This window comes from Echinicola vietnamensis DSM 17526 (genome assembly GCF_000325705.1).
Classification (GTDB): domain Bacteria; phylum Bacteroidota; class Bacteroidia; order Cytophagales; family Cyclobacteriaceae; genus Echinicola; species Echinicola vietnamensis.
Genome location: NC_019904.1, coordinates 1,078,452 through 1,091,949 on the forward strand (window position 1 = coordinate 1,078,452; position 13,498 = coordinate 1,091,949).

Consider the following 13,498-nt stretch of genomic DNA (forward strand, 5'->3'; position numbering starts at 1 on the left):
ACCCTTTGCCTGTGCCGGGGCAGAGACCCGGCACAACTACGGCAACCGAACCCAGCTATCCCACTGTCTCTGACATGGGATCACGAAAACTGAGTCTCCCGACTCAGGTATTCGGTTTCTTCCACTAATTTCTTCACAGTGGGACAGGGCCCCAACGCAACCCCGGACTTCATCATTCCTAATTTCCCTATTGTCACTTGCTACTTTTTTCGCTTATCTTCGAACCGAAATCCACTAAAGGATTGTTACAGACCAAACGAAAAGAAACTATGGCTTGGAAAGCAATTGATCACCTAGAGCAAATCCAAAAAATCAAAGAAGAAAGCAAAACCCAACCGGTATTGATCTTCAAGCACTCTACCAGCTGCAGCATCAGTGGCATGGCTTGGAACCGGCTGCAACGCAATTGGCAGGAAGGGGATTTCGCAAAAGTCAGCCCTTACGTGCTGGACCTTCTTACCTACCGTGAGATTTCAAACGCCATCGCCCAAGAGTTTGCGGTGGACCATGAATCGCCCCAAGTAATCCTTCTCAAAGACGGCATGGCCTATTATGACACCAGTCACATGGGCATCAATTACCACGACATTATCGAAAAGGTATAGTCAAGAGCATAAGATAGTGACCAAGGCCTTAAAATAGCCAAGGAAAGAAGCTCCTCCTTGCCCTTGGACACACTCTTTACGATGTAGTAGGAGGAAGGGCCTTCAGATGGTGCTTCCTTTGCCTACCCCCCAACATTTTTCTCCTCACCGTAAATTAAAGGGAAGAGCGTTTTTAATAATTGGGATGAGCTTATATATTTGGCTCACTTACCTGAACGAACCTATCCATGAGATTTCCGGCCCATCTGCTTTTATTTGCCCTTATCTTTTATTTTTCATGCAAAGAAGAAACCACCACCCCACCCAATATTCTTTTTATTGCCGTGGATGATCTTCGGCCAGAATTGGCTTGCTATGGAAAATCATATGTCCATTCCCCCAATTTTGATCAGTTAGCGGCTGAAAGTAGCCTTTTTGAAAACCACTTTGTGACGGTACCTACCTGTGGAGCCTCCCGTTACAACCTGATCACCGGAAGACTCCCCAAAAGCCCGGGAGACCTGAGCAACCAGGCTTCTGTGACCAATATTGCAAATAAGCCAGAAGACGAAAGGCCTGTTACCTTTATGCAAGCATTAAGGCAAAATGGCTATTACACCGTAGGGATCGGAAAAATCTCCCATCATCCCGATGGATATGTATATGGCTACCTTGACCCTAAAAGCGATAAAATCGAACTTCCGGGCAGCTGGGACGAAATGCACTTCAATAACGGTAAATGGGGCACGGGACATCATGCCTTTTTTGGGTATGCAGATGGCTCAAACCGCAACGAAATGGACAAAGCGGTCAAGCCTTATGAAGCCGCAGAGGTCGACGACAAAGGGTATCCGGATGGGCTTACCGCTGACCTGGCCATCCAAAAGCTAAAATCCCTAAAGCAGCAACAAAAGCCTTTTTTCTTGGGAGTGGGCTTTTTTAAACCCCACTTGCCCTTCACCGCCCCAAAAAAATACTGGGACCTCTATGATGAAGTAGACATTCCTTTGGCCCCATTTGCGGCTATTCCAGAAAACAGTGCCAAGGCCAGCCTTCATAACAGCGGGGAGCTAAACCAATACCGACTCGGGGAAGAAAAGCCTAACTTGGAACAGGCCGCCTCTGATGCCTATGCCCGAAAATTGCGTCATGGGTATTTGGCGGCGGTAAGTTATATCGATGCCCAGGTGGGCAAACTATTGGACGAACTAGAAGCGCAAGGCCTGGCCGATAATACCATAGTAGTGGTTTGGGGCGACCATGGCTGGCATTTGGGCGACCAAAAAACTTGGGGCAAGCATACGGTCTTTGACAATGCCCTGAAAAGTGTCCTGATGATCAAGCGGCCTGGAAAAGAAGGGCAGCGGATAAAGCAGGTCGTCAGCACTACAGACATCTATCCGACTGTCATGGAGCTTACCAATGTCCCTTCCCAATCGACCTTGGATGGAGAGAGTATGGTGTCCCTTATGGACAATCCTTCTGCTAAAGAATGGAGGAACACTGCTTACAGCTATTTCAGTAGAGGTGTTTCCCTACGAACCCCACAATATAGATTGACCAAATATTTCCGAGATCAGCCTCCAGCCGTGGAGCTATACGATCACCTAAACGACCCACATGAAAGTAAAAACGTGGCAAAGGACCTGCCAAAAGTAGTACAGCAACTTATGCCGATCTGGGAAAAGGGGAATACGGGGATCTTTGAGGAATAGATGGAAGCCCCCTTCGACTACGCTCAGGGATCTTTATTCTTCGGCTAAGCTCTGGAAAGGAATCAGAAGCAGCCTATTTGAGTCAGCGACCGAAAGCTTGACCGTGCTGCGGCAGAGACCCAGCAAAACCTTAGGTATTAACCTTGTCTTACGGAATTCGTATTTTATCGCATTTGTCACCTTACTTTATGGTTTATGAGTTTCCTACTCAGTTCAATCCTGGTATAAGCTGTTTCGGATTTGTAATCCCGTGGAGACTTGTTTTGATTTCGTACTTTGTACGTCGTACTTGATACTTAAGTCTAACTACTAGATACTTTGCTCTTGGCTCTTTTCTCTTTACTCTTTCCAAATATAATGTACAAGTCTGGAGACTTGTAGGAGTCTGGGTATCAGTCTGAAGACTAAGACCAGGTGGGAGAAGCCCCCTTCGACTACGCTCAGGGATCTTTATTCTTCGGCTAAGCTCTGGACAGGAATCGGAAACAGCCTATTTGAGTCAGCGACTCAAAACTATACCGTGCTGCGGCAGAGCCCAAGCACAACCTTAGGTATTAACCTTGTCTTACGGAATTCGTATTTTATCGCATTTGTCACCTTACTTTATGGTTTATGAGTTTCCTACTCAATTCAATCCTGGTATAAGCTGTTTCGGGTTTGTAATCCCGTGGAGACTTGTTTTGATTTCGTACTTTGTACGTCGTACTTGATACTTAAGTCTAACTACTAGATACTTTGCTCTTTTTTCTTTACTCTTTCCAAATATAATGTACAAGTCTGGAGACTTGTAGGAGTCTGGGTATCAGTCTGAAGACTAAGACCAGGTGGGAGAAGCCCCCTTCGACTACGCTCAGGGATCTTTATTCTTCGGCTAAGCTCTGGACAGGAATCGGAAACAGCCTATTTGAGTCAGCGACTCAAAACTATACCGTGCTGCGGCAGAGCCCAAGCACAACCTTAGGTATTAACCTTGTCTTACGGAATTCGTATTTTATCGCATTTGTCACCTTACTTTATGGTTTATGAGTTTCCTACTCAATTCAATCCTGGTATAAGCTGTTTCGGGTTTGTAATCCCGTGGAGACTTGTTTTGATTTCGTACTTTGTACGCCGTACTTGATACTTAAGTCTAACTACTAGATACTTTGCTCTTGGCTCTTTTTTCTTTACTCTTTCCAAATATAATGCACTAGTCTGGAGACTTGTAGGAGTCTGGGTCTCAGTCTGAAGACTAAGACCAGGTGGAGACTAAGACCAGGTGGGTACTTGGCTGAATGGCTCAGTCCGTCACTTTGGTATCCATGTCGATTTTCATGTCCATGAGCATCCCTTCAGGTAGTTGCTCATTTTTCTGAATTTCGACCTGGCCGTCCAAGTCCTGCTTGAGGTCAATGGCTTTGATCCAGCCAGTGGTCGCATCTAAGGTAAAGGTCGCCTGTAAGCTTCCATCTACATCATATTTCATGGGAAAAGGCATTAGATTTTGAGCAGTTTTTTCACTTTCTCCCATATCGGTATGGCCAGTCGCTTCCAAATAATAACGGCCATTTTCTTCTTTGACGTAAGTATAGGTAATCGTATGGTCGGCATCCACCCCGTTCATGGAAGATGTAATGGAGGCATTCCACGTATCTCCGGGGGCCACTTTATTTTCAGGAAAGATAGGACTCGTCAGCTGTAGGTTGCCTAGCATGCCATTTTTACCAAAATTCTGCTTCATCTGGGCTTTTACCTTGTCCAACTGATCATCACCAAGCTCCGCAGCTATCTCGTCCACTGCCGATGAAAAGGCTTCGTCCATGCCGCTTACTTCCAGGATTTTTCCTTTATTGTTCATTTTGATGGTAAACGGCTTATCGGCCATCCTTCCAAACATCTTACTCAACGGGTTGCTGTCGGGTTTGTCCGCATCTTCAGAGCTGATCGCCATGTTCATCATCGGCATGGTCATTTCCATGCTCATCCGCTCAAACTTGGCTTCCATGATGTAATAATCATTTTCTTCCGCCACTACCTTCAAGGACATATCGCCCACAATGCCCATGTCAATATCAATGGTGTTTTCACCAAAAACCTGACTAATATGGGAATCCATGGTGGATTTTTGGTAATAGGTATCGCCTTCGGCCAAATCAAGTTGTAAAAGCACTTTTTTGGATTGACAGGAAGCCATCAGCACGCACAAAAGCAATAAAAGATGGTGGTTTTTCATAACGTTCAAAAAGGATTTTAATTAAAAATTATTTTTGGCAAGTTAAGGATTCTTTTGCCGCTTCGGCAGGGGATGGCCCACTTTTATGATGATCCGCTTTTATGCAGGAAGGTGGGGAGGTTAACATGTTGGAGGTTTTAAGGTTGGAAAATTACAAGATTGGAAAATTGGAAATTGCAGGACTAACCATGCCGTTCGGATTTTTATTTTATAGCTGACGCCTTACTCGTACCTTGTACTTTTCGTCCACTATTTATGTGAATTTTCACTATTTTTTTTGATCGGTTATTGGTGGAATGTCCACGGTCAACGGAGGCTGTGTAAAAAAAAACGGACTTAGATGTCATTCTGACGAAAGGAACCTGCCGGCCAGTAGGCGGGGAATCTCAAACCCCTGATCATCAGAATAAATTTATCCTACCGTAGAAATGACACGTTTTTACACAGCCTCAACGGTCTACTGTCCACTGCCGGGCATGGAAGCTCATCATTTCTCATTTGTGCTAAAATCTCATGTCTAACGTCTCAATACTCAAATCTAGCTACTTGATACTAATCATCCCTCGTTCTTCTTGTTAAGGTTCATTCCCGCATAAAATCCCAAGTCTTTTCTTCTCAGGATCTTGGTCCAAAAGGCAATCTGTCCGGTGTGGTAGGCAAAATGCTCCACAGCATGGATGACATTGCCTACGCCCGAATAATGATAGCCTTGAACGGTATATTTGGTCTCCAGGCTATTTTGATCCAGGCTTTGCAATAAATCCACACACTGGCCCACGGTGGCAGTTAACTTTTCGATCAGGGCTTGCTTATTCATGATTTTGCTGGCACTAAATTCAGCATCCCGGTCCCGCTCATCCTTGCGCTTGCCCAAAGCGGACAACAAATACTGCGTCAAGTTTCCACAAAGGTGCAAGACCAAATTCCCCATGCTGTTAGAGGCTTCATTGGGCTTTTCCCATACTTCATCTTCTGACAACCACTCCAAGCAACTAACGATCTTAGCGTTATTTTCCTCCAACCGAAATACAGCATGCTTGATGGTCTCTATTACCAATTTGTTATTTTCCATGGTTTTTAATCGTTTTGAGTTGTCTAAAGTGTTATTTTCTAGTAGCTCATCCTATATTTCATCGTTCCATTGATCCTTAAGCACCACTAACGTCATGCAAAACTTAACCCTTGTCAGCTGCTTATTGTTGTTAACTTTTTCATGTAAACAGCAGCGTACCGATGCTCCTGAAAAGCAATGGTACAAAGGCAACCTCCACACCCATTCTTACTGGAGTGACGGTGATGATTATCCCGAAATGATCATGGACTGGTACAAATCCCACGACTACGACTTCATCGTCCTCTCAGATCACAATGTACTGGCAAAAGGGGAGAAGTGGAAACGCATTCCAAAATCTCCTGTTCATGAAGGTGCTTTTGAGAAGTATTTAGAGCAGTTTGGGGAAGCATGGGTGGAGCACAGGGAGGACAGCGCTGGCAGGACAGAAGTGCGGCTAAAAACCTTGGAGGAATACCGGCCTCTTTTTGAGGAGGAAGGAAAATTTCTCATCATCCAATCGGAGGAAATCAGTGACAGCTTCGAGCAAAAACCGCTTCACATGAACGTGACAAATATCCAGCAAAAGATCGAGCCACAAGGGGGCACATCCGTAGCAGATGTCTTGCAGCGAAACCTGGACAAGGTAAAAGCACAGCGGACAGAAACCGGTGTTTCTATGTTTTTGCACATCAATCACCCCAACTTCGTCTGGGCCATTTCTCCGGAAGACATCATCCAGCTGGAGGGAGAACGCTTCTTTGAGGTGTACAATGGCCACCCGTTGGTGCACAACTACGGGGATTCCTTGCGCCCCAGCATGGAGGCACTTTGGGACAAGGTGCAAGTCGCTTATCGCCAAGACGGAAAGCCCTTACTTTACGGCTTAGCGGTGGATGATGCCCACAATTACCATGTGTTTAACGAAAAAAGCAGCAATCCCGGCCGTGGCTGGGTGATGGTAAAAGCCAAGGACCTTTCAGCAGCCGCGTTGATCGAAGCCATGGAAGCGGGGGAATTTTATGCCTCTACGGGCGTCACGTTGGATGCGGTCCAGTTTGATGGCCAGCAGCTGGAAGTCCGTGTGGCAGCAGAGGAAGGAATTGCCTATACCATTCAGTTTTTTGGCACTAAAAAAACTACTCCTGAAAAATATGGAATGCTTCTGCATGAGGTGAAGGGCACCCGTGGTACCTACAAGCTTCAGGAAGATGATCTGTACGTCAGGGCAAAAGTGATCTCCTCCAAACCCAAGCAAAATCCCTATCAAATCGGGGACAAAGAGGTGGCCTGGACCCAGCCGGTAGTAAAGAGATAAGGCAGGAAAGACGTAAAAATAGCGCCTACTTTCCCACTTAAGCTTGACCTAACACTTAAGCCTACCTGCCCGCCAATTGCCTAAACACCTCCAAATACTGCTCGGTGACATGGTCCCAATCGTACTTCTGGGTAAGCCCCTGACGGGAGGTTTGGCGGAGCTGAAGCATCGCTTCTGGGCTGCTTTCAGCCTTCTCCACCACTGCGACGATATCTTCCGTATCTTTCTGAAAATACCAGCCATGTTTCCCCTGCTGGAGCATTTCTTGATTAAAAGGCGTGTCCAGTGCGAGGATGGCACAGTCATAGCCCAATGCCTTGAGCATGGCAGGGTTGGTTCCCCCGTATTCATGCCCGTGGAAATAGGCATAACAGTTCCGGTACAGCGCTGCCAATTCCTGTTGGTCTTTGACATATCCTGTAAAAAGTAGCCGGTCATCGGGGATATTTTTGAGCCTTTCGGCAAATTCATCCTTGTAGGGAACGTCACCTACGACTACCAGTTTCCGCTTACTGGCAGATTTGGTGAAGCCTTCGATGATCAAATCGGCATTGTTATCGGGAATTAGCCGGCCGACGATCAGGTAATAACCTTCCTTTTCCAACTGCCATTTTTGGATCAGGGCAGGATCCGCCTGCAATCCCGGGTTGGAGCCGTAAGCAATGACTTTGGAAGGGGCTTGGAAGAGTTCTTGATAGACCCGCTGCATCTCGTCGGAGTCATTGATCAACTGGTCATAAAATTTCGTGGCCATCTTGGACGCCCAATAAAAGTACTTGCCGCCGATGCCTTTCCACTTTGGGCGGAGCCATTCCAGGCCGTCCACATTGATGGCAGTAGGTTTACGCATCATTCGGGAGATCAGCCCAAATGGGCCATTGCCGCTGTTGACCACAAAGATCACATCTGCACTGGAAAAGCAAGCATGGATCATACAGAAAAATGAATGGGTCAGCTGCGTAAAGCTCTTGGACTCGATGGCGGGCATATAGACCAAGTCGATGCCATTTACCTGCGGTGGCCGCTCCTTGAACAGGGACCGGTGACAGTAAACGGTCACCCGAACATTCTTTTTTACCAATCTTTCACACAGCTCCTTCACCATGGTATCGTACCCTCCATACACATAGGGATACCCCTTGGCTCCGAAAATGGCGACGTGAAGTGGTTTGTTTTGCATGTTCTTTGGCTTGGAAAATTTTAAGATTGAAAGATTGTTATATTGGTCAAAACACTCAAATCTTGTTACTTTATGGTTGGTCCACTGATTACACTAATTTTTTGCGTGTTACTGGTCACTGCTGGAAGGTCCACAGTCCACTGACGGTTCCAGTACTTCCAACCTCTTGGTTCTTTACTCTTTACTCTTGATTCTTTACTCTTGGTTCTTCACATTCATAACTTCCCTAAATACTTTTCCCATATTTTCCTTATAGGCTTCGATGGAGAAATGCTCGATCACTCTTTCCTGCCCTGCCTGCCCCATGGAATGCCGTTTGGAAGGGGATTCGATCAGCTCATCAAATGCAAGGGATGCTTTTTCTGCCTCATCCCAAGGCACCAAGTATCCCGTCTCACCATCGATGACCATTTCGGTAGCCCCGCCATGGGCAGTAGCGATGACCGGTTTGGCAGCGGCCATGGCCTCCAGCACAGTGGTGGGAAGAGGGTCGGGAAGGACAGAAGGCAGCATAAAGATGTCCAGTCCGCTCATGATCTTGGGGATATCTGTACGGTAGCCCAAGTTGGAAACTTTATCGGTCAAGCCATTGGCTTCCACCTTGGCATTGATTTCATCATAGAGATATTCGTAGCCCTCAAAAGCATCCCCTACCATGACGAAGTGAAGATGGTCATGCCGCGCGGCCAAGGCTTTGGCGACGTCCAGAAAATAGGGCTGCCCTTTCCAGAAATGTACCCGGGCGATCATCCCGATCAAAATGGTGTCCTTAGCAATCCCTAACTCGGCCTTCAGGTCGTAATGCGCTTCCTTGAAGGGAAGGTAGTCGATGCCGTTGTAAACCAGCTTCATCATATAAGCTGGTACATTGGGTTTCATGTTTTCAATTACTGCCTGGGAAACACAAAGGGCTAAATCCCCCGTATAGGTGACATACTTTTCGATAAATTTCTTGAACCAAGTTGGAGTGACTATAATTTCATGTATGTGCCAAATATGCCTCAGCCTTTTCTTTTTGGCTAACCAAGCACCTATCCAAACAGCAGCAGTATTGGAATAAACTAGCGATACGTTTTCTTTCTTGATTAATTTTGACAGTGCACCATTCGCCTTGTAAAGGCATTTTAATCGATTCAGGAGACCTTTTGGATTCATGTACTTCCGCCTCATAATGCCTAGTTTGACAATGGACACGGCGGTTCCTTTTTCCCTCAGCATAGCAGCTAATGGTCCTTCATCTGATAAGACAACGATGGATTGAAATCCACTTGCTTCTAGGGCATCTACCGTTCTGAACACACATCTACTTGCCCCGTACAGATCTGATGAACTGTGTAAGATCAAAGCAGTTTTCTTATTGATCATTTGCTGTTTTACCTGCTGATTTTTGCTCAAATCTAGTTTTTAAAAGTTTTGCGGGATTACCACCTACAATGGAGTAAGGCGGCACGTCTTTGGTCACCACACTTCCGGCAGCCACCACTGATCCTTTACCGACCGTTACTCCTGCCAAAATTATGGAATTACTGGCAATCCAACAATCATCCTCTATCTTGGCAAAGGACCTGGTCACCCCCTGTTCGATCATCGGGCTTTCGGTATCGTCAAAATTATGGTTCTCGGAATAAATGCTAACTCTGGGGGACATCATCACGTTATCACCGATCTCAATGTACCCCGAACATCCGATATAGGCATATGGGCCAATGCTGGAGTTGTTTCCGACTTTTAACCCCACTCCGGCTTCACCGCCGTAGAGATTGGTAGGCCGGATAATGGCATAACTCCCCACGGTCACTTTATCCCCAAATACAATGCCTTTTTGGGATAGACAATTGATCTCACAATTATCCTGGGCGATAAAATTCTTGCCTACAGACAGGTAGCGGGCTTGCCGGATCGTCACTCTTTTGCCGATCAGTAGCATTCCCTCGGAGGACTTAAACCACAACCTGCGGAAACACCCCCTAATAAACCATCCACTCATACGCCATAAGACTCCAAGAGTAGATAGACTGTCCCAATTCTCATCAAACCTGTCCGACAAGTCTATTCCTGTGAGGTTAGTAAGGGTTCGTTGGATAAAATTTGCCATGATGCTCCATTATACGACTTTTCCCACTACTGAAATAGGAGTGTTACTTTCTATAAATCACAAAAATGGTTAATTTTAATGATATGATTGATTTTTAACCATTAAACTTACACATGGCATGAAAAAATTAGGGCTTTTTATACTGATGATCCTTTGCTTGGGAACTGTGAGTTGTAGCAATGATGATGAACCAGACTTGATGCAAGTGCGAGAAGTAGCTTGGAACAGCATTGAAGAAGGAGAATTTGGCCGCGAATCGGTCGTTACCCCTTGGCAGGAGGCAGAGGTAAAAACCAAAGAGGGGAATTATGCAGTAACCTTCTATACCGAGCAAGACCTCTTACTCGGACCCATCATCGTGTTTGTCAATGGGGAGAGTTTAGAGGTTACCGGGCAAGCACCCAGGTATTGAGCAGGAATCTGTAAGATGGTAAAACGACGGGAATGTCTAATATTGTAGACATTCCCGTCGTTTAAGCGTAGACTTTTAATTAATTACGTCCGAGTAAAGGATTCGCTTCAGAAGGAAATTCGTCCAATTCTGCTCCTAAATCCCCTAAAGGGGACCTTCTTATTACCACTTCATAGAATAGGATGGTTTTAGGAAATGGAAAAAATCTTTTTCTTTAACCCTACTTTTAAGAGTAGGTCATACTTAATCGGACGACATCAACTTTTATGATACATCAATCTACTTTAATGAAAGTTTGGGGGCCTATACAGATACAATAGGCATTGGGTGGACATGTATCATTGCATGGTCCATAATCAAGGGTAAGCTCAGTACCTTGATTGGTGATTTCAAAAGTAATTTCTCTTGGCTCAACTGGTTCCGCAGGATCATAATCCACCAATTCTTCCATTGTACCGCACCCTGAAGGGTGATATAAATGTGCATAGCCTGACCCATCAAGAATCAATTTATCCCCCGATCTGGTATACGTCCCAGATGACATTCGATAATAACACGTCACTTCTCCACTTTCCGAATCACGACCCGTCACGCTATTTTCATAGGTGCCGTCTGCTCTGAAAATGAACGTTTCAACCGCATAATAATCTTCTCCTTCATTTGCCTCCTCATTGGAGTCTTCCCAAGTTCCCAGGACGATATTGGGATTATTATCTTCATCATCCTTACAGGACACGGACAAAACTAAAAAACAAACCAATAACAAATAAGATAATTTTTTCATGGTATAAAAGCTTAAAATTTGAAATGTTATACTCCCTGTACGTAAACCTAGCGTATAGTGCTACAGGAATCAATGGCATTATTGCCACTTATTTAAGTTCATGATCACTGAAGTAATGTACCTACGGCACATCGGATCATTCAAAGGGACCTTTCATAGTTACCAAGCTTAACCACCTACGGTGGAGGTTTGGGTATAGGGAGGCAAATAGTACCGTTTCCCACCACCATTCGTTACTATATCCACCTGTGCCATCGGCACAAAAGCTTGGTAACTTGAGGTCGGTTGATTTATCCACAATTGTGCCGGAGGTACAACACTATGCTCGAAGTACCTAGCTAAAGCAAGCTACTTACTCCTCAAAGCTGCACTCATTTTCTTCGGATTTCCATACCAATTCGATATCCGTCATCTCACTTACCTCGATGTCCAAGTCTTCCTGTGGCTCTCCTTCACAATTGAAAATTTTCTGGTCGATTAAACAATCTGGACAGCAAGAGGTGTTAAAATAATAAAAATCTCCTTCATAATATCCGCTGTGAATAGCGCTATATTTTCTATCGATTTCGGAAGATTCCATCTGAGCAATATATTCCTTCATCCATTCCAGTTCTTCCGTGGGGTTTTCTACACCACATGGAAAGGATACGGGTGTTTCCTCTTCCTTACAGGAAACCGATAAAACTAAAAAACAAGCCAAAAACAAATAGGATAATTTTTTCATGGTATAAAAGGTTAAAATTTGAAATGTTATACTGCCTGTACGTAAACTTAGCGTATAGTGCTACAGGAATCAATGGTTTTATTGCCACTTTTTTTTCTCGGCCAACGAAGTAATGAGCCTAAGGTGGATGGGTCGGTGAGAAGGAATGATATGGGGAGATAAATGCAGCAAGCACCTTTGACCATCAGCCTTTTATCCGCACTTGCCCGTTGCGTACTCGCCCTCTCATGCCCTGAGGGATGAAAGGCAGGTAACAGAGAGTAATGACTGTTCCTCATGTACCGGGGGTACAGCACTACAACATCCTTAAAAAACACTTCTCCAAGTCGTCTAAAAACCGCTGACCTCCAAAGCTCGCAAGTCGCTTATTCCCTTTTTCGATCAGGGATGTCCTTAGCGGAACGTCTTGTACTACGCGCCTCATCACTTCCGCAAAAGCATCTGCCGAGTGATCTCTAGGGTAGATCACGGCATCACCACCCACCTCCATCAAGGCGCCCTGCCGGGAGATAATCACGGGCAGCTGATAAGAAAATGCCTCTAGCACGGGCATCCCAAAGCCCTCACTACATGAAGGAAAGACATAAGCCGAAGCATGATGATAATAGCTTTCCAATACTTCTCGGCTTACAAAACCGGGCAGGATCACCTGTTCTTTTAAAGCTAATCGATCGATTTCTTGAAGCACATTTTCATAGTCATCCAAATCCCTCCGCGGTCCACGCTGACCTACCAAAACAAGCTTAAAATCTGGATAACCGCCCGCTTTCCGGAAGTGATCAAACGCTTGGATAAGGGTGACCAAATTTTTTCGCTTTTCCATCACCCCCACATGGAGAAAGTAGGGGGAGGCCAATGGAGATGGAACGTTAGATTCAGGTTTTGCCGCCACATTGGTAGCCGGATAAACCACATGAATGGGCAATTTGGGAAGGTCCAAATAGTGCTGAAGTTGCTTTTTTGAATATTCCGTGATGGTGACCACTTCTGCATTGGTACGAAGTGAAAATGACAGTAGTCCCAGAAAATACTTTCGCCAGTGGGGATTATAATGGTCAGGATTTTCCCAAAAAAAGGCGTCATGAAGTACTGAAACCTTCACTCCCCGAGCCCACAATGGAGAAAGGATATCTGGAGAAAAGACCATGTCACTACGATGCCAATACGTCAAAATAGGCAACACCACTGCTTTCCGTAAAAAATAAAGTAACTGAAAGAGCAGGTTTTTCCATTTAGGGGTTTTGCCTTTAAAGAAAGTGCTGGACTTAAGGGAAGAGTACTTCGGGCTGATAATATAGTCAAAAGGCCCATCCTTCCCACTACGCTCAGTGGCTTCGATCAAGGATTCGGTATATGTCCGAATACCCGTCTGTGCTACATGGAGGTAATAGATATCGATGAGAATCCTCTTTTTCATGCCCGC

Annotated in this window: 12 protein-coding genes; 4 read left to right on the forward strand and 8 right to left on the reverse strand. The window is 45.3% G+C overall.

Annotated features, from left to right (window positions below):
- The first annotated feature begins 269 nt into the window (after positions 1-269).
- Together ytxJ and ECHVI_RS04525 are read left to right on the forward strand one after the other, a co-directional pair.
- Positions 270-605, forward strand: a complete 336-nt coding sequence (ytxJ, locus tag ECHVI_RS04520) for a bacillithiol system redox-active protein YtxJ (protein ID WP_015264772.1) — start codon at positions 270-272, stop codon at positions 603-605.
- Positions 606-832: 227 nt separating this feature from the next.
- On the forward strand, positions 833-2,299 hold the full coding sequence (locus tag ECHVI_RS04525; RefSeq protein WP_015264773.1) for a sulfatase: 1,467 nt from the start codon (positions 833-835) through the stop codon (positions 2,297-2,299).
- 1,279 nt (positions 2,300-3,578) lie between these two features.
- Here the strand turns inward: ECHVI_RS04525 and ECHVI_RS04530 are convergent.
- Entirely contained in the window at positions 3,579-4,511 is a 933-nt protein-coding gene (locus ECHVI_RS04530; protein ID WP_015264774.1) for a DUF6263 family protein, read from the reverse strand.
- A 556-nt stretch (positions 4,512-5,067) separates the two neighbouring features.
- Positions 5,068-5,583 carry a DinB family protein gene (locus ECHVI_RS04535; protein WP_015264775.1) on the reverse strand — a complete coding sequence of 172 codons (516 nt, stop codon included), beginning with the start codon at positions 5,581-5,583 and terminating at the stop codon, positions 5,068-5,070.
- Between the two features lie 94 nt (positions 5,584-5,677).
- Here ECHVI_RS04535 and ECHVI_RS04540 point away from each other — a divergent pair, with 94 nt between their 5' ends.
- Entirely contained in the window at positions 5,678-6,880 is a 1,203-nt protein-coding gene (locus ECHVI_RS04540) for a CehA/McbA family metallohydrolase domain-containing protein (protein WP_015264776.1), read from the forward strand.
- A gap of 61 nt (positions 6,881-6,941) precedes the next feature.
- Here ECHVI_RS04540 and ECHVI_RS04545 read toward each other — a convergent pair whose 3' ends face one another.
- The 3 genes from ECHVI_RS04545 to ECHVI_RS04555 all read right to left on the reverse strand — a co-directional run bounded on the left by ECHVI_RS04545 (position 6,942) and on the right by ECHVI_RS04555 (position 10,155).
- Positions 6,942-8,060, reverse strand: a complete 1,119-nt coding sequence (locus ECHVI_RS04545; RefSeq protein ID WP_015264777.1) for a glycosyltransferase — start codon at positions 8,058-8,060, stop codon at positions 6,942-6,944.
- A 195-nt stretch (positions 8,061-8,255) separates the two neighbouring features.
- Positions 8,256-9,425: a glycosyltransferase family 4 protein gene (locus ECHVI_RS04550; RefSeq protein ID WP_015264778.1), complete on the reverse strand. Its 1,170-nt coding sequence runs from the start codon at positions 9,423-9,425 to the stop codon at positions 8,256-8,258.
- Positions 9,415-10,155, reverse strand: coding sequence for an acyltransferase (locus ECHVI_RS04555; protein WP_015264779.1), 741 nt, complete (start codon positions 10,153-10,155; stop codon positions 9,415-9,417). The genes ECHVI_RS04550 and ECHVI_RS04555 overlap by 11 nt, the downstream gene beginning before the upstream one ends.
- A gap of 118 nt (positions 10,156-10,273) precedes the next feature.
- Here ECHVI_RS04555 and ECHVI_RS04560 point away from each other — a divergent pair, with 118 nt between their 5' ends.
- Positions 10,274-10,567 (forward strand): hypothetical protein, encoded by a 294-nt coding sequence (locus ECHVI_RS04560; RefSeq protein ID WP_015264780.1) that lies wholly within the window; start codon positions 10,274-10,276, stop codon positions 10,565-10,567.
- A 274-nt stretch (positions 10,568-10,841) separates the two neighbouring features.
- Here ECHVI_RS04560 and ECHVI_RS04565 read toward each other — a convergent pair whose 3' ends face one another.
- From ECHVI_RS04565 to ECHVI_RS04575, 3 genes are all read right to left on the reverse strand, one after another.
- Positions 10,842-11,351: a hypothetical protein gene (locus ECHVI_RS04565; protein WP_015264781.1), complete on the reverse strand. Its 510-nt coding sequence runs from the start codon at positions 11,349-11,351 to the stop codon at positions 10,842-10,844.
- A gap of 352 nt (positions 11,352-11,703) precedes the next feature.
- Positions 11,704-12,075 (reverse strand): hypothetical protein, encoded by a 372-nt coding sequence (locus ECHVI_RS04570; RefSeq protein ID WP_015264783.1) that lies wholly within the window; start codon positions 12,073-12,075, stop codon positions 11,704-11,706.
- A gap of 295 nt (positions 12,076-12,370) precedes the next feature.
- Positions 12,371-13,492 (reverse strand): glycosyltransferase family 4 protein, encoded by a 1,122-nt coding sequence (locus ECHVI_RS04575; RefSeq protein WP_015264784.1) that lies wholly within the window; start codon positions 13,490-13,492, stop codon positions 12,371-12,373.
- Positions 13,493-13,498: the final 6 nt, after the last annotated feature.

What these genes read in the sequence shown, in the direction of transcription:
- ytxJ (WP_015264772.1), top strand. Translation starts at nt 270, where the DNA reads ATGGCTTGGAAAGCAATTGATCACCTAGAGCAAATCCAAAAAATCAAA.
- ECHVI_RS04525 (WP_015264773.1), top strand. Translation starts at nt 833, where the DNA reads ATGAGATTTCCGGCCCATCTGCTTTTATTTGCCCTTATCTTTTATTTT.
- ECHVI_RS04530 (WP_015264774.1), bottom strand. Translation starts at nt 4,511, where the DNA reads ATGAAAAACCACCATCTTTTATTGCTTTTGTGCGTGCTGATGGCTTCC.
- ECHVI_RS04535 (WP_015264775.1), bottom strand. Translation starts at nt 5,583, where the DNA reads ATGGAAAATAACAAATTGGTAATAGAGACCATCAAGCATGCTGTATTT.
- ECHVI_RS04540 (WP_015264776.1), top strand. Translation starts at nt 5,678, where the DNA reads ATGCAAAACTTAACCCTTGTCAGCTGCTTATTGTTGTTAACTTTTTCA.
- ECHVI_RS04545 (WP_015264777.1), bottom strand. Translation starts at nt 8,060, where the DNA reads ATGCAAAACAAACCACTTCACGTCGCCATTTTCGGAGCCAAGGGGTAT.
- ECHVI_RS04550 (WP_015264778.1), bottom strand. Translation starts at nt 9,425, where the DNA reads ATGATCAATAAGAAAACTGCTTTGATCTTACACAGTTCATCAGATCTG.
- ECHVI_RS04555 (WP_015264779.1), bottom strand. Translation starts at nt 10,155, where the DNA reads ATGGCAAATTTTATCCAACGAACCCTTACTAACCTCACAGGAATAGAC.
- ECHVI_RS04560 (WP_015264780.1), top strand. Translation starts at nt 10,274, where the DNA reads ATGAAAAAATTAGGGCTTTTTATACTGATGATCCTTTGCTTGGGAACT.
- ECHVI_RS04565 (WP_015264781.1), bottom strand. Translation starts at nt 11,351, where the DNA reads ATGAAAAAATTATCTTATTTGTTATTGGTTTGTTTTTTAGTTTTGTCC.
- ECHVI_RS04570 (WP_015264783.1), bottom strand. Translation starts at nt 12,075, where the DNA reads ATGAAAAAATTATCCTATTTGTTTTTGGCTTGTTTTTTAGTTTTATCG.
- ECHVI_RS04575 (WP_015264784.1), bottom strand. Translation starts at nt 13,492, where the DNA reads ATGAAAAAGAGGATTCTCATCGATATCTATTACCTCCATGTAGCACAG.